Genomic DNA, 14,222 nt, shown 5'->3' with positions numbered 1-14,222 from the left:
GGAGCGACCCCATGCAGACCACCTGGAAGGGGACGATCAGCTTCGGCCTGGTCTCCATCCCCGTCCACCTCTACTCCGCCACCAAGGAGCACGACGTCCCCCTGCACCAGGTGCACGCCAGGGACGGTGGCCGGGTGCGCATGAAGCGGTACTGCGAGCGGGAGGAGAAGGAGGTCCCGTACGCGGAGATCGCCAAGGGCTACGAGTCCCCGGACGGCCGCACCGTCACCCTCACGGACGAGGACCTCGCCGACCTCCCGCTGCCCAGCAAGAAGATCATCGACGTGCTGGCCTTCGTCGACGAGGGCGAGATCGACCCGCTGATGTTCTCCAAGGCCTACTACGTCGGCGTCGCCGACAAGGCCGCCGCCAAGCCCTACGCGCTGCTGCGCGACGCGCTGGTGGAGTCCGGGCAGATCGCCGTCACCAAGATCGCGCTGCGCACCCGGGAGTCCCCGGCGGTGCTGCGGGTGCACGACGGCACGCTGGTGCTCCAGACCTGCATCTGGCCCGACGAGGTCCGTCCGGCGGCCGGCATCGCGCCGGAGGAGAGCGTGACCGTGCGGCCGCAGGAGCTGAAGATGGCGCGCTCGCTGATGGAGACGCTCTCCGAGGACTTCGACCTCGGCCAACTGCACGACGACTACCAGCAGGCGCTCCAGCAGGTGATCGAGGCGCGGCTGCAGGGCGTCGAGGTGCCGCACGAGGAGGAGGCGGGGGCGGCGCCGGACAACGTCATCGACCTCATGGAGGCGCTGCGCAGCAGCCTGCGGCAGGCCAAGGACGCCCACCCGGGCCGCGCCGAGGCCGAGGCCGCCGGGGAGGAGGCAGGGGACGGGGAGGGGAGCGAGGAGAAGGCCGAGGAGAAGCCGGCCCCGCGCAAGCGCGCCGCCGCGAAGAAGACGTCGTCGGCGGCGGCCAGGAAGACCACCAAGTCCGCAGCGAAGAAGACCACGACCCGGAAGTCCGCCACTCCCCGGAAGGCCTCATGACCTCCCTGCCTGGTGACCTCCCCCGACACCCCCGGAGGCGATTCCCGATGGACCTCATCACCTACAAGGCCCTGGACACCGGCCCCGACGCGCCGGAGCACCCGAGCCGGGCGCACCGGGCGCTGCACTGGCTGTGCAGTCTCACCCCGACCGCCATCGTCTTCATGGTCGGCCTCTCGCTCGGCCTCGGCGCCGTCGCCTCCCAGGTGACCTGGCTCCCGATGCTGATCGTCTTCAGCGTCGTGTGGGGCGCCACCCTGCTGGCCCTGGCCGGCATGTTCGTCCGCTGGCGGACGTCGCTCCCGGCCCGCCACCGGATGGCCACCTGACCCCGGCCCGGCCAGGCCTGCCCGTGTCCCCGGTCCGCGCGGACCGGGGACACGGTGCGGCCTCAGCCCTTGAACAGGTTGTGGCCGACGTCCGTGGGGACGATCTCCTTCACCGGCGTGCTGTCGTCGTCGGGGACCCGGGCGCCGGGCACCGGCTCCTCGCCCTCGCGGTGCAGCAGCACCACCCCGTCCTCGGCCCAGAGCCGCCGGTAGCCGTGGGCGAGCAGCAGCCCGATCCGCTCGGCCTGCTCCTCCGCCCGCTGGAACGGGAAGGTCCGGGTGTCGGAGCGGATCAGGACGTAGTCGCGCCCGCGCGGCGTGGCGTCCACCAGAACCACGTCGGTGCGGCCGACCAGCCGGGGCACCACCTGGTTGTCGGCCTCCACCTGCGCGCCGTCCGGGATCAGCCCGGCCCCGCGGACCAGGGCGGCGTTGCTCGCCGACGGTCGCCAGAAGGCCGGGGTCAGCAGGCTGATCCCGCCCAGCAGCAGGCTGCACAGCAGTGAGCCCGCCACCACCGTCGCGCCCAGGCCGTGGGCGGCGCGCCGGTGCGTCCCGCCCCTGAGGTGCAGCCGGCCGAGCACCTCCAGGACGGCGGTGAGCAGCACCGGCCAGAGGAGGGCGTCGTAGTGGTGGGCGATCGACCAGTGGTTGGGGTTGTCGGAGAGCACCCGCTCGGCGAGCAGCGGCAGCAGGCAGAGCGTGGTCGCGGAGCGCAGCGGCAGCAGCAGCAGGGTGCCGAACAGCCAGAGCAGCAGCAGCGGCTTGACGGCGGCGTCGGTGGCGGCCCGGACGAGCAGCAGCGGGTCGGTGAGCAGGTTGGTGAACGCGCTCGCGGCGTCCGGGCCGATCTGGCCGTACACCCAGTAGTAGTCCGGCTGCCCGCCCATCGCGGGGATCAGCAGGACGATGGCGAGCGCCGAGGCCAGCGGGCCGCCGACGAGCAGGGCGGCGCCGTGGGTGAGGCCGCGCCGGTCCCCGGACCGCTCGCCCCGGCCCTCGCCGTACGGGCGGCAGCGCCAGAGCAGGACGAGGCCGTGGACGCCCACCAGCAGGCCGAGGTCCTCCTTGGTGGCGCAGAGCAGGGCGGCGGCCAGGGCGGCGGTGCCGTAGCGGCGGGCGAGGCCGCGTTCGAGCATCAGCAGGATCAGCGGGACGGCGAAGGCGACCTCGTGGAAGCCGCCGCGCCCGGCGGCCAGCAGTGGCCAGCCGAGGCCGTAGACCAGGCCGGCCAGGTCGGCGGCCCGGCCGACGGCCCGGGCCTGCGCCGCGTCGGCCGGAGCGGACCCGCCTGCGTCACCGGTGCCGTCGTCCGGCCGGGTGAAGCAGTGCACCGCGATCCGGCGGATCAGCGGCACCCCGGCGGCCAGCAGCAGCGCCTGGCCGAGGATCAGCGCGCGCGGGTCCTCCCAGACCCAGTACAGCGGGGCGAGCGCGGCCAGGACCGGCGAGAAGTGGTCGCCCAGCAGTGAGAAGCCGGGCGGGAACTCGTGGTGGTAGCTCTTGACCGGGGAGACCGGCAGGCCCAGGTGCGCGTACCCGGCCACGCCCTGGTGGAAGATGCCGAGGTCGAAGCCGCCGAGCAGGACCGCCGACCACTGCTGGAACCCGCAGGCCGCCGTGATCGTGAAGCAGAGCAGGGTGAGGACGGCGGTCCGGCGTCCGGCGAGCGGGCCCGCGCCGCCGGACGCGGACGGGCGGGCGGCGCCCGGCAGCGGCGGCCGGTTCGCGCGGGTGGACGGGCTGAGCCCGGTTTCGACTGGCACGGTATCCCTGAACTGGTCGGAGGCGAGGGCTGGTTCGGAGGCGGGCCGGTCAGCCGGCCGCGGGTGTGCCGGGCGCGGTCGCCTCGGGCGCCGACGCGGCGGCGGCGTCGGCCGAGCGCCGCAGCAGCGTGATCCCGTGGTCGCTGCGGACCAGCTGGTAGCCGCTGCTCCTGGCGGCGGCGACCTCCTGCCGCTCCTTGTCGGGCGACAGCGGCCAGCCCATCGGCTGCTCCTCGTCGACCACGATCCACTCGGCGGTCGACCACTGCTGCGGCCAGCCGAACGCGATGACCTCGCAGCGGTTGGTCAGCTGCGGCACCAGCCGGTTGGAGGCGGCGACCCGGGCGTGGTCCGGGACGGTGGCCAGCACCGACCGGGCGGCCTCGACCCGGGCCGGGGTGCGCCACAGGTCGGCGGTGAGCAACTGGCCGAAGGCGAACACGGGCAGCAGCGCGAGGGTGACCGCCACGCTGACCGGCGGCGCGGCCCGGACGGTCCACCGGGGCAGCGCGCCGCTCCGCGCCCGGGCCTTCACCAGGACGTCCACGAAGGCGGCGAAGACGATCGGCATCAGCACCGCGCTGTAGTGGTAGTTGGTGCCCCAGTAGGCCGGGTTGTTGGAGAGCAGCCGCCAGCCGAGGGTGGGCAGGGCGACGATCATCAGCGGCGAGCGGGCGGCCAGCAGCGCGGTCGGCGCGAGCAGCAGCAGGACGGTGACGACCTTCTCGCCGGGGGTGACCAGGTCGAGCGGCAGGGCGAGCAGGTTCCGCCCGCCCGAGCCGCCGCTCAGGTTGTCCCAGTAGGCGAAGCTGCCCCCGGGGCTCATCGCCGGGAGCAGCACCAGGAGTTCGAGCAGCGAGGCGCCGATGCCGAACAGCACGGTGGCCGCGCCCACCCGGCGGTCGCCGCGCCACAGGACGTAGCCGCCGACGGCGGCCACGGTGATGCCGAGGTCCTCCTTGACCAGTACCAGTGGCGCGGCCCAGAGGGCGGCGGCGGTCCAGCGCCGCTCGCCGAGGGCGCAGACCGAGAAGGCGATCAGCGGTACGGCGAAGGTGATCTCGTGGAAGTCGAAGCCGAGCGCGGAGGCGAGCCCCCAGGACAGCCCGTAGCCGAGGCCGGTGACCAGCGCGGTGGCCTGCCCGGCGGCGCGCAGCGCCCAGCGGCAGAGCGGCACGGCGGCGACGGCCACCAGGGCGGACTGGGCCAGCAGCAGCGTCTTCGCCGAGGGCCAGATCCAGTAGAGCGGCGCGAGGGTGGCGAGGGCGGGGGAGAAGTGGTCGCCGAGCAGATTGAAGCCGGGGCCCTTGAGTTCGACGATCGGGCCGCGGCCCTCGGCGTAGCCGCGCACGCCCTGCTCGAAGATTCCGAGGTCGTACCCGCTGGTGAACAGGAGTTCGTGGCGGCGGACGGTGAAGAACGCGTAGACCAGGAACAGGGTCAGGGCGACCGACCAGGGGACGAGCCGCACCCGGCGGCGGGCGGGGGACGACGCCGCCGATGGCGCGTCATCCTCCGTCCTGCGATGGAGTGCCGATGTGGGCGTGCTGATTGTCACTGGACGTCCCCGTCGGTCCGGGTGCGATGCGAGTGGTGGCGCGGCCGATGTGTTCGGCTGTTCGAAAGGGCGGTCGGGAGTTCGGTCGAATTGGCGAACGACGCCGTATTTTCGGGCCTCCGAGCGGGCACCGTAGCACGGGAAAGCCCTTCCCGGCGATGTGATTCCGGGAAGGGCGGATCATCAACGCCGAACGGATAATTCAGAGTTGATGAACAGTCATATCAGCGGATTCGTTGGAACCATTCGACGGTACGACGAACGGTCACCGGGGCGTGGTCACCGCCACTGCTGGTACGAGCCGCCGTTGCCGCCCAGCGCGTAGACGTCGCCGTTGCCGTTGCTGTCGAGGTACAGGCCGGTGGCCACGTTCTGGTAGGTGGAACCGTAGGTGGCGCGCCGCTTGACCCACTTCTGGTAGCTGCCGCCGTTGCAGCTGATCGCGTAGACGTCGCCGTTGCCGTTGGAGTCCAGGCAGAAGCCGGTGGCCTTGTTCTTCAGGGTGAAGGTGGAGCCGCCCAGGTCGGTGGCGTACCAGCGCTGGTACGAGCCGCCGTTGCCGGGAAGGGTGTAGACGTCGCCGTTGCCGTTGCTGTCGAGGTAGCGGCTGGTGGCGACGTTCTGGAGGGTGATCTCGGTGGCGGCGCTCGCGGGGCCGGCGGCCAGGACGGTCATCCCGCCGGCCAGCACGGCCGCCGAGGCGACGAGGGCGGCAGCACGCTTCAGGGGCTTCATCGCGTTTCCTTCCCGTGGTGGCCGACCCTCCGGCCGGCCGTCGTAGAACGTAGCCGGAAACGCGCTTCGGACGGGGTTGTTTTGTGCGCGATGCATCTGGGTTCGGCCACCGGGGAATGAAACAGCTCAGCTTTTCTGCAGATGAGCGGAGGAATTCGCGCCGGTTTGTCAACGAAGGGGTTTTGTGGAGGGCCTGTCCGGGCTCCGTGAAGGGTGATGGCATCCGTCCGAACCGGCGGGCCGGGGAACGTGCGCATTCGGAGTAATCGACTGTCCGGAAATGTGGCCGGATCCGGCCGGGGCGCACGGCCCCGGCCGGGGGCGCGAAGGGCGTGTTCAATCCGGCGGAGCGGGACTAGGGCGTGTCTTGCGGATCTTTGCCGGGTCCGCGGCGCCGGGGCACGCACCTCGCCGCGTTGTCGTCGGTCGCCAATGCTCCGCAGTGGCTCCCTCCTCCGCCTTGCGATGCACGCACCCCAACGCCGCGGCCTGATCCGACAAGATCCACAAGACGCGCCCTAGGCGACCCAGACCGTGGTGATGTTGCAGAATTCCCGGATGCCGTGGCCGGACAGTTCGCGGCCGAAGCCGGAGCGCTTGACGCCGCCGAACGGCAGGGCCGGGTGCGAGGCCGTCATCCCGTTGAAGAACACCCCGCCCGCCTGGATGTCCCGCACGAATCGGTCCTGCTCGGCCGGGTCCTCCGTCCAGACGTTGGAGCTGAGGCCGAAGGGGGTGTCGTTGGCCAGTGCGACCGCCTCGTCCAGGTCGGCCGCCCGGTAGACGGTGGCGACCGGGCCGAAGGTCTCCTCGTGGTGGATCCGCATCCCCGGGGTGATGCCGCTCAGTACGGTCGGCTCGTAGAACCACCCGCCGTCCAGGCCCTGCGCCTCCAGGTCCCCGGGCCGGCGCCCGCCGCACTCCACCGTCGCCCCGCGCTCCCGCGCGTCGTCGACCAGCTCCGCCAGGTCGTCGCGCCCCTGCCGGCTGGCCAGCGGGCCGACCTGGGTGGCCTCGTCCATCGGGTCGCCGACCTTCAGCGCCCGCATCGCCTCGGTGAACGCCTCGGTGAACCGGTCGTAGACGTCGGTGTGCACGATGAAGCGCTTGGCGGCGATGCAGGACTGCCCGTTGTTCTGCGCCCGCGCCGTGACGGCGGTGGCGACGGCGGCGTCCAGGTCCGCGCTCGGCAGGACCACGAACGGGTCGCTGCCGCCCAGCTCCAGGACCGCCTTCTTCACCACGTCGGCCGCCGTGGCCGCGACCGCCCGCCCGGCCGGCTCGCTGCCGGTGAGCGTCACGGCGGCCACCCGGGGGTCGCGGACCACTCCCTCCACAGCGCCCGAGCCGATCAGCAGGGTCTGGAAGCAGCCCTCCGGGAAACCGGCCCGCTGGAACAGCTCCTCCAGCGCCACCGCCGTGCGCGGCACGTTGGACGCGTGCTTGAGCAGACCGACGTTGCCGGCCATCAACGCCGGCGCGGCGAACCGCACCACCTGCCAGAACGGGAAGTTCCACGGCATCACCGCCAGGACCACGCCGATCGGCCGGTAGCGCACATACGCGCGGGCGGCGCCGGAATCGGCCACGTCGGCCGGCTCGGGGTGCTCGTCGGCGAGCAGCGCCTCGGCGTTCTCGGCGTACCAGCGCATCGCCTTGGCGCACTTGGCCGCCTCGGCGCGGGCGGCGGTGAGCGGCTTGCCCATCTCCTCGGTCATCGTCCGGGCGACGGTCTCGCGCTCCTGGTCGAGCAGGTCGGCGGCGCGGCGGAGCAGGCCGGCCCGCTGGGCGTAGGAGGTGGTGCGGTAGGTCCGGAAGGCCGCCTCGGCGCGGGCCAGCCGCTCTTCCAGGCCGGCCGCGTCCAGCGGTTCGAAGGTCTCCAGGGTCTTGCCGGTCGCGGGGTTCACGCTTGCGATGGGCATCGGGGCTCTCCCGGGGCTGCGCGGAGTGGAGGTGTCGGTCCTCCCACCCTCGCCCACCGACCCCGCCGGGGCACGCCGATCACGCCCGGCGTGTCCCGCCGGGCGTGATCCGCCGGAGCGGGCCTACTCGGGCAGCGCCTCGGCCCGGGCCGCCGCGGTGCGGGCACGGGCGCCGGCCCTGGTCCGGCCGGCGGTGACCAGGCGGTTGGGGAAGCGGTGCAGGTACTCCGCCTCCAGCTGCCCGGTGCGCAGGGTGTGCCGCTTCAGCGCCTCCTCGGAGCCGTACAGGAAGGTCTCGTGCCTGGTCCGGTGCAGCTGCTCCAGCTCGTGCACCAGGGTGTCGTTGTCCAGGGCGTGCGGGGAGATGCCCTCGGGCCTGGTGTGCGGGGCGTCGGGGTGCCGCATGGCCACTCCCTCCTCGGCGGGAACCGGAAACCCCCCGAGTACCCGGTGCCCCGCGGACCCCTCCCGTACACCTGGCCGACGCTCGCGGGAGCCGGCCGGGAACTTATCCACAAGGACTGTTGCACAAGAGTTCTTGTGGATAATCTCGCCGCATGACCGGACCCACCGAACCCCCCGAGTCCACCGGGCCCGACGCGCACGGCGTCCGCCAGATCGCCGACGCCCGCGTCCTGGCCGCCCTCACCCACCCCGTCCGGCGCCGCCTGCTGGACCTGCTCGCGGTGGACGGCCCCGCCACCGTCGGCCTGCTCGCCGAGCGCACCGGCCAGGCCGTCGGCAGCATCAGCCACCACCTCAGGACGCTGGCCGGCGCCGACCTCGTCGAGGAGGCGCCGGAGCTGGCCCGCGACCGCCGCGAGCGCTGGTGGCGCCCGACCGCCGGCACCCCGCGCTGGCGGCGCGCCGACTTCGCCGCCGACCCGGCCGCCGAGGCCGTCGCCGACGCCGCCGGATCGCTCCAGCTGGAGCGCCAGGCCGCCCTGGTGCGCGGCTGGTCCGCCGCCCGCCACGACTACCCCGAACCGTGGCGGGAGGGCTGCGCCGTGGCCACCGAGACCTGGCTGCGGCTCACCCCGGCGGAGGCCCGCGAGCTGGCCGGGGAGCTGGTCGGGCTGCTCGCCCGCTGGGCGGCGCGCCCGGTGCCCGAGGACGGCCGCGAACGGGAGTCCGTGTTCGCCTTCGCCCACAGCGTCCCGGCCCGGCCGTGACCGGCACCGGACTCCGGGACACGCCCCGGTTACCCGCCGGCCTCTTCGCCCACCGCGACTTCCGCCTGTTCTGGGCCGGCCAGACGATCAGCCGGCTGGGCTCCGCCGTCACCGCCGTCGTCCTGCCGCTGGTCGCGGTGGTCACCCTGGACGCCGGACCGCTCGCGGCCGGCCTGCTGAGCGCCGCCGTCTGGCTGCCCTGGCTGCTGGTCGGCCTGCCGGCCGGGGTCTGGATCGACCGCTGGGGCCGGCGCGCGGTACTGGTCCACGGCAACCTCGTCTCGGTGGTGCTGTACGCCTCGGTGCCGGCGGCCGCCTGGTGCGGCGCACTGACCTTCGCCCACCTGCTGCTGGTCGCCCTGCTCACGGGCACCGCCGCGGTCTTCCTCGGCGCCGCCCACCAGGCCTACCTGCCGGACCTGCTGCGCCCCGAGCAGCTCACCGAGGGCAACGCCAAGCTCCAGGGCGGCGCCTCGGCCGCCCAGGTCGCCGGGCCCGGCGTGGCCGGATTCACCGTGCAGGCCTTCGGCGCCGCCGCCGGGCTGCTGGTCGACGCGGTGAGCTTCCTGGCCGCGGTGGCCGCGCTGCTGCTGATCCGCGACCGGCGGACGACCGCCCCGGCGCCCGACCCGGCCCCGCTCGGCCGCCAGGTCCGCGAGGGACTGGCCTTCGTCCGCCGCGACCCGTACCTGGGCGCGCTGCTGCGCTACGGGGCCGCCGCCAACCTCGCGCTGGCCGGCTACCAGGCGGTGGCGGTGCTCTTCCTGATCGACGAACTCGGGGTGACCCCCTCCGGGGTCGGCTGGCTGGGCGCGGCCGGCGCGCTCGGCGGCGTGGCCGGGGCGGCGCTCGCCCGTCCGGTCACCCGGCGCTACGGCACCGCGCGCGGCGTCCTGCTGGCCCTGCTCGGCGTCACCCCCTTCGGCCTGCTGCTGCCGAGCGCCCGGCCCGGCGCGGGCCTGCTGCTGTACGCGGCCGGGCTGGTGGTGATGGTGGGCGGCGTGGTGCTGGCCAACGTCGTGCTCGGCAGTTTCCGGCAGCGCTACGTACCGGCCGCGCTGCTCAACCGGGTGGTGTCCGCCTCGATGACCGCCAACCAGGCGACCAACCCGATCGGCGCGGTGCTCGGCGGCCTGCTGGGGGAGGTGCTCGGTCTGCGGCCGACGATGTGGATCATGATCTCGCTGCTGGTGGCCTCGGCCGGCCTGCTCATCGCCTCGCCGTACCGGCGGGTGCGTGACCTGCCCGATGCGTGGTCGGAGCCGGTGAAATCGTAGGATGACCACTTCGTATCCGCACCGCTATCCCCGGACAGGCACCGATGCCCCTCCCCAAGGCCGAACTGCACCTGCACATCGAAGGCACCCTGGAGCCCGAACTCGCCTTCGCGCTCGCCGCCCGCAACGGCATCACCCTGCCGTACGCGGACACCGAGGAGCTGCGGCGCGCCTACGCCTTCGATGACCTGCAGTCCTTCCTCGACCTCTACTACGCGCTGATGGCCGTGCTGCGGACCGAGGAGGACTTCGCCGAGCTGGCCGAGGCCTATCTGGCCCGGGCGGCGGACCAGGGGGTGCGGCACGCGGAGATCTTCTTCGACCCGCAGGCGCACACCGCCCGCGGCGTGCCGCTGGCCGTGGTGGTGGACGGCCTCGGGCGGGCGCTGGACCGCAGCGAGGAGCGGCACGGCATCAGCACCCGGCTGATCATGTGCTTCCTGCGCGACGAGTCCGCCGAGTCCGCGCTGGAGACCTTCGAGGCCGCCCGCCCCTGGTTCGGCGGCCGGATCACCGGCATCGGGCTGGACTCCGCCGAGGTCGGCCACCCGCCGGCCAAGTTCCGCGAGGTCTACCGGCGCGCCGCCGAGGCCGGCCTGCACCGGGTCGCCCACGCCGGCGAGGAGGGCCCGGCCGCGTACATCACCGAGGCGCTGGACGTGCTCGGCGTCGAGCGGATCGACCACGGGCTGCGCTGCCTGGAGGACCCGGCACTGGTCGAGCGGCTGGTCCGGGAGCGGATCCCGCTCACCCTCTGCCCGCTCTCCAACGTCCGGCTGCGCTGCGTCGACACCCTCGCCGACCACCCGCTGCCCGCCATCCTGGACGCCGGGCTGCTGGCCACCGTCAACTCCGACGACCCGGCCTACTTCGGCGGCTACGTCGGGGACAACTTCGACGCCCTCGCCGAGGCGCTCGGACTGGACGAGGAGACCCTGCGGCTGCTGGCCGCCAACTCCTTCCGGGCCTCGTTCCTGACCGAGGAGCGCCGCGCCGCCCTGCTGGCCGAGGTCGCCGCCTACGAGTTCGCGCCCGGGGCCGCCGTCCGGGCGTAGCGCAGCAGGACCACGCCGTTGCCGAAGGCGCGGGTGGTCAGCAGTTCCAGGTCCTCGGGGCGGCCGTCCGCGAACAGCGGGCGGCCGCGCCCGAGCAGGACGGGGTTGACCAGCAGGTGGTACTCGTCGACCAGGCCGTGGGCGCGCAGGGAGGCGGCCAGATCGGCGCCGCCGAGGGCGAGGTCCCCGGTGGTGGCCGCCTTGAGCGCGGCGACCGCCTCCGGGGTGGCCTCGGGGAGCACGGTGGTGTTCCAGCCGGCCTCCCGCAGCGTGCGGGAGAAGACCGTCTTCGGCATCTCCCGCCAGATCCGGGCGAACTCGACGATCGTGGCGGGGGCGGCCGGGTCGTCGGCGGCGGTGGGCCAGTAGTCGGCCATCAGCTCATGGGTGATCCGGCCGGAGACGAAGCCGCCCATCCGGCCCAGCTCCTCGTTGAGGTAGCCGTGCACGGCCTCGTCGACGCGGTGCCAGGAGATGTCCCGGTCCGGTCCTTCGAAGTAGCCGTCCAGCGAGACGGACATGAAAAGAACGATCTTCGACATCGCGGCCTCGCCCGGGATCGCGGGGGCGTCCGTCCCCGGACCTGCGCGGCCCGGGGACGGACGGGTGATCAGATCAGCGTGGACCAGTAGTACCAGAATCGCTTGAGGATCAGCAGCACGACGACCGCGTACCAGAGCGCCGGGACCACCCAGTGGTAGCGCGCCGCCTCCCGCACCACCGGGCGCAGGCCGCGCGGCACCGGGATGACACCCGAACGCAGGTTGTGCAGCGTGGTGTACCAGAACAGCGGGATCATCGCCGCCCAGACCACCATGCAGTACGGGCAGAGCGCCCCGATCCGGTACAGCGCCTGGTACATCAGCCAGGTCACGAAGCCGACCCCGAACACCGTCCCGGCCTGGAGGCCAAGCCAGAACCAGCGCCGGTACGCGGCGCCCGCCAGCAGCCCGGCGCCGATCGCGATCACCACCGCGAAGCCCGCGAGGCCGATCAGCGAGTTGGGGAAGCCGAAGGCCTCGGCCTGGTCGCTGCGCATGATCGAGCCGCAGCTGATGATCGGATTGATATTGCAGTTGGGAACGTACGACGGGTCCTTCAGCAGCCGGATCTTGTCCAGCGTGAGGACCGCCGAGGCGAACAGCCCCAGCGCGCCGCCGATCACCAGCAGCAGGGCGAACGGGCGGCTCGCGCCGTAGGTGCGGCGGGCGGCGGGGGCGGTCATCCGGTGACCTGCTGGACCATCGCGGTGAACTTCTCCGGCGAGGCGGGCGCCCCGCCCGCGAAGACGTCGAGCTTCTGGCCGTCCAGGCGGACGGTCGGGGTGCCGGTGACGCCGCTCTTGTCGAAGGCCTTGTTCACCTGGTTGGCCCAGGGCAGGTAGGTGCCCTCCTGGACCGCCTTCACGAAGCCGTCGGTCTTCAGGCCCGGCACCTGGCCGGCCAGGTCGAGCAGGTGGTTGACGTCGGCGAAGGCGTCCTCGCGCTCGTCCGGCTGGTTGGCGTAGAGCACGTCGTGGAACTGCTTGAACTTGTCCACGCCCTCGTTCAGCGCGGCTCCGGCGGCGGCCAGCGCGGTGCGCGAGCCCTTTCCGCCGAGGCCTTGGTCGAGGAAGGTCGCCAGACGGTACTCGATCTTGTAGGTGCCGGCGTCGGCGAGCTGCTGGATCGCCGGTCCCGTGGTGGTCTCCAGCTGCTCGCAGTACGGGCAGCGGAAGTCCTCGTAGACCTCCAGTGTGTGCGGGGCGTCGGCCTTGCCGTAGGTGATCACGGTGCCGTCCGCGCCGCCCGCGTTGGCCGGCACCACCAGCGGGCCGGAGGCCGCGGCGTCGTCGGAGCCGGAGGAGCCGCCGACGGCGAAGGCCACGCCCGCCACCAGGGCGAGCACGGCGGCGGAGGCGGCGCCGACCACGACGCGGCGGCGGATCCGGGCGGAACGGTCGGCGCGCTCGCGCTCCTCGCGCATCCGCTCGGTGGCGGCCCGGCGGGCGGCCTTGCGGTCGGCGGCCGCGGTGGTCTTCGGGGACTTCTTGGGGGAGGTGCTCATGGGAGAGGTCGTCCTGGTGCTCGTGGAACGGCGTGCGGGCGCGGAGGCGGCACGGCCGGCCGAGGACCCCGCTCGGGGCTTCCTCAGCGGGCGTGCGCGAGCGCCGGCGGGCCGCGCCGGACGGCGGGGCGCAGCAGGACCGACTCGGCGGGCACCCGGACCCGGCTGGCGCGCGGGAACGGCACCCTGGCCACCGGGCGGGCCGGCAGCGGGGCGACGAGCAGCAGCAGGAGGCGGCGGGCCGCGGCGGGGAGGCGCTGGGCGACGTCGCCGAGCATCCGCACCGAGCGGGCCAGCGAGCGCAGCGCGGCGTCGGCGCCGCGCAGCCAGGCGGCGGCGGCCAGCGCCAGCGCGCCGTGCAGGAGCAGCAGCACCACCAGCCCGGCCGGCCGGGAGAGGCCGTGACCGAGCAGGAACCCGCCGAGCGAGCCGCCGCCGCAGAGCAGCGGTTCCAGGCCGCGCCCGGTGCCGGGCGGCAGCGAGGGGCAGGTCGACTGGGCGAGGTCGAACAGGGCGCTCAGGCCGAGCTCCAGCGGCAGGAAGACCGCCGCGACGGCCCGGTAGCCGCGTTCGCGCCCGGCCAGGGCGAAGGCCACCGCGAAGACGGCGGCGCCGGCCAGCGCCAGCGTGCCGAGCGGCAGCGGACGGCCGGTGACCAGCACCTGGCCGAGCCCCGCGAGCAGCACGAGCAGCGCGGCGAAGATCGCCGCGCGCAGCGTCCTGGGGAGCGGGGCCGTGCTCATGGCTCCCGAGTGTGCCACAGGAGGAGGGCCGGACGACGGGCCCGGCGGACTCCTGTGAAGATCCTCACCACCGCCCCTGAACTGCGCTTATATGCCGTTTACGTCCACGATCCCGGGTGCCGGGACGACCGGGGCGGGCGGCACGGCGGCGGCCGCCACCCGGGCCTCGACCAGTTCCCGGAACAGCGCCAGGTCGGTTCGCACGGTGCGCTCGATCGCCCCGGCCAGCGCGAAGCCGCCCGGCCCGCCGAACACCTCGTGCACCGCCTGCGGGTCGTACTCGACGCGGATCTGCACCCGGGTGTGCCCGCGGTCGAGCGGGCGCAGCGCGAAGGCGCCGTTCAGCGGCGGGCCGTCCAGGGTGCGCCAGGTCATCACCCGGCCGCGTCCCCGGTCGGTGATCTCGGTCTCGACGTCCCGTTCGGCGCCGGCGATCTCCACTTCGAGGTGGGCGAGGTTGCGGCCGTGCGGCTGGGCGCTGCGGACGCCGTCGACGAAACGCGGGTAGTCGTGGACCCGGTGCAGCTGCTCCCAGGCGGCCAGTACGGGTGCTTCGATGTCGATCTGTTCCTCAAGCGTGCACATGCGGGGCCGGACCTCCTCGGCTGGCGCGCGGTCCACCCCTCC

At 73.7% G+C, this 14,222-nt stretch carries 15 protein-coding genes; 5 read left to right on the top strand and 10 right to left on the bottom strand.

The window, feature by feature from the left end:
- Positions 1-11: 11 nt before the first annotated feature.
- Positions 12-992 carry a Ku protein gene (locus ACFZBX_RS15150; RefSeq protein WP_391534207.1) on the top strand — a complete coding sequence of 327 codons (981 nt, stop codon included), beginning with the start codon at positions 12-14 and terminating at the stop codon, positions 990-992.
- A gap of 47 nt (positions 993-1,039) precedes the next feature.
- Positions 1,040-1,321 carry a hypothetical protein gene (locus ACFZBX_RS15145; protein WP_391534206.1) on the top strand — a complete coding sequence of 94 codons (282 nt, stop codon included), beginning with the start codon at positions 1,040-1,042 and terminating at the stop codon, positions 1,319-1,321.
- A 62-nt stretch (positions 1,322-1,383) separates the two neighbouring features.
- Here the strand turns inward: ACFZBX_RS15145 and ACFZBX_RS15140 are convergent, their stop codons facing one another.
- The 5 genes from ACFZBX_RS15140 to ACFZBX_RS15120 all read right to left on the bottom strand — a co-directional run bounded on the left by ACFZBX_RS15140 (position 1,384) and on the right by ACFZBX_RS15120 (position 7,707).
- Complete coding sequence (locus ACFZBX_RS15140) at positions 1,384-3,087, bottom strand: DUF2079 domain-containing protein (protein ID WP_391534205.1); 1,704 nt, start codon at positions 3,085-3,087, stop codon at positions 1,384-1,386.
- A gap of 49 nt (positions 3,088-3,136) precedes the next feature.
- Positions 3,137-4,558, bottom strand: coding sequence for a DUF2079 domain-containing protein (locus tag ACFZBX_RS15135; protein WP_391534204.1), 1,422 nt, complete (start codon positions 4,556-4,558; stop codon positions 3,137-3,139).
- Between the two features lie 366 nt (positions 4,559-4,924).
- Positions 4,925-5,380: an RICIN domain-containing protein gene (locus ACFZBX_RS15130; protein ID WP_391534203.1), complete on the bottom strand. Its 456-nt coding sequence runs from the start codon at positions 5,378-5,380 to the stop codon at positions 4,925-4,927.
- 518 nt (positions 5,381-5,898) lie between these two features.
- On the bottom strand, positions 5,899-7,302 hold the full coding sequence (locus tag ACFZBX_RS15125) for an NADP-dependent succinic semialdehyde dehydrogenase (RefSeq protein WP_391534202.1): 1,404 nt from the start codon (positions 7,300-7,302) through the stop codon (positions 5,899-5,901).
- A 123-nt stretch (positions 7,303-7,425) separates the two neighbouring features.
- Positions 7,426-7,707 (bottom strand): DUF6158 family protein, encoded by a 282-nt coding sequence (locus tag ACFZBX_RS15120; RefSeq protein ID WP_380755607.1) that lies wholly within the window; start codon positions 7,705-7,707, stop codon positions 7,426-7,428.
- A 152-nt stretch (positions 7,708-7,859) separates the two neighbouring features.
- Here ACFZBX_RS15120 and ACFZBX_RS15115 point away from each other — a divergent pair, with 152 nt between their 5' ends.
- The 3 genes from ACFZBX_RS15115 to ACFZBX_RS15105 are packed head-to-tail and all read left to right on the top strand — an operon-like array spanning position 7,860 to position 10,806.
- Positions 7,860-8,474 carry an ArsR/SmtB family transcription factor gene (locus tag ACFZBX_RS15115; RefSeq protein ID WP_391534201.1) on the top strand — a complete coding sequence of 205 codons (615 nt, stop codon included), beginning with the start codon at positions 7,860-7,862 and terminating at the stop codon, positions 8,472-8,474.
- On the top strand, positions 8,471-9,751 hold the full coding sequence (locus ACFZBX_RS15110; protein ID WP_391534200.1) for an MFS transporter: 1,281 nt from the start codon (positions 8,471-8,473) through the stop codon (positions 9,749-9,751). Before ACFZBX_RS15115 ends, ACFZBX_RS15110 begins: the two co-directional genes overlap by 4 nt.
- 44 nt (positions 9,752-9,795) lie before the next feature.
- Positions 9,796-10,806, top strand: coding sequence for an adenosine deaminase (locus ACFZBX_RS15105; protein WP_391534199.1), 1,011 nt, complete (start codon positions 9,796-9,798; stop codon positions 10,804-10,806).
- Here ACFZBX_RS15105 and ACFZBX_RS15100 read toward each other — a convergent pair.
- The 5 genes from ACFZBX_RS15100 to ACFZBX_RS15080 all read right to left on the bottom strand — a co-directional run bounded on the left by ACFZBX_RS15100 (position 10,770) and on the right by ACFZBX_RS15080 (position 14,180).
- Positions 10,770-11,348, bottom strand: a complete 579-nt coding sequence (locus tag ACFZBX_RS15100; RefSeq protein ID WP_391534198.1) for a dihydrofolate reductase family protein — start codon at positions 11,346-11,348, stop codon at positions 10,770-10,772. The genes ACFZBX_RS15105 and ACFZBX_RS15100 overlap by 37 nt on opposite strands.
- Before the next feature lie 68 nt (positions 11,349-11,416).
- Positions 11,417-12,031, bottom strand: a complete 615-nt coding sequence (locus ACFZBX_RS15095) for a vitamin K epoxide reductase family protein (protein WP_391534197.1) — start codon at positions 12,029-12,031, stop codon at positions 11,417-11,419.
- Positions 12,028-12,852, bottom strand: coding sequence for a DsbA family protein (locus ACFZBX_RS15090; protein WP_391534196.1), 825 nt, complete (start codon positions 12,850-12,852; stop codon positions 12,028-12,030). Before ACFZBX_RS15090 ends, ACFZBX_RS15095 begins: the two co-directional genes overlap by 4 nt.
- Before the next feature lie 83 nt (positions 12,853-12,935).
- Complete coding sequence (locus tag ACFZBX_RS15085; protein WP_391534195.1) at positions 12,936-13,595, bottom strand: hypothetical protein; 660 nt, start codon at positions 13,593-13,595, stop codon at positions 12,936-12,938.
- A gap of 87 nt (positions 13,596-13,682) precedes the next feature.
- Complete coding sequence (locus ACFZBX_RS15080; RefSeq protein ID WP_391534194.1) at positions 13,683-14,180, bottom strand: SRPBCC family protein; 498 nt, start codon at positions 14,178-14,180, stop codon at positions 13,683-13,685.
- Positions 14,181-14,222: the final 42 nt, after the last annotated feature.

The organism is Kitasatospora sp. NPDC008115 (genome assembly GCF_042957205.1).
Lineage (GTDB): Bacteria > Actinomycetota > Actinomycetes > Streptomycetales > Streptomycetaceae > Kitasatospora.
Note: the sequence above shows the minus strand (reverse complement) of the source record. Positions and strands in the feature narration are given on the sequence as shown.

Bases quoted from the DNA above. Each gene is read 5' to 3' on its own strand.
- ACFZBX_RS15080 (WP_391534194.1), bottom strand. From the start codon at position 14,180: ATGTGCACGCTTGAGGAACAGATCGACATCGAAGCACCCGTACTGGCC.
- ACFZBX_RS15095 (WP_391534197.1), bottom strand. From the start codon at position 12,031: ATGACCGCCCCCGCCGCCCGCCGCACCTACGGCGCGAGCCGCCCGTTC.
- ACFZBX_RS15145 (WP_391534206.1), top strand. From the start codon at position 1,040: ATGGACCTCATCACCTACAAGGCCCTGGACACCGGCCCCGACGCGCCG.
- ACFZBX_RS15090 (WP_391534196.1), bottom strand. From the start codon at position 12,852: ATGAGCACCTCCCCCAAGAAGTCCCCGAAGACCACCGCGGCCGCCGAC.
- ACFZBX_RS15120 (WP_380755607.1), bottom strand. From the start codon at position 7,707: ATGCGGCACCCCGACGCCCCGCACACCAGGCCCGAGGGCATCTCCCCG.
- ACFZBX_RS15100 (WP_391534198.1), bottom strand. From the start codon at position 11,348: ATGTCGAAGATCGTTCTTTTCATGTCCGTCTCGCTGGACGGCTACTTC.
- ACFZBX_RS15105 (WP_391534199.1), top strand. From the start codon at position 9,796: ATGCCCCTCCCCAAGGCCGAACTGCACCTGCACATCGAAGGCACCCTG.
- ACFZBX_RS15115 (WP_391534201.1), top strand. From the start codon at position 7,860: ATGACCGGACCCACCGAACCCCCCGAGTCCACCGGGCCCGACGCGCAC.
- ACFZBX_RS15150 (WP_391534207.1), top strand. From the start codon at position 12: ATGCAGACCACCTGGAAGGGGACGATCAGCTTCGGCCTGGTCTCCATC.
- ACFZBX_RS15125 (WP_391534202.1), bottom strand. From the start codon at position 7,302: ATGCCCATCGCAAGCGTGAACCCCGCGACCGGCAAGACCCTGGAGACC.
- ACFZBX_RS15085 (WP_391534195.1), bottom strand. From the start codon at position 13,595: ATGAGCACGGCCCCGCTCCCCAGGACGCTGCGCGCGGCGATCTTCGCC.
- ACFZBX_RS15130 (WP_391534203.1), bottom strand. From the start codon at position 5,380: ATGAAGCCCCTGAAGCGTGCTGCCGCCCTCGTCGCCTCGGCGGCCGTG.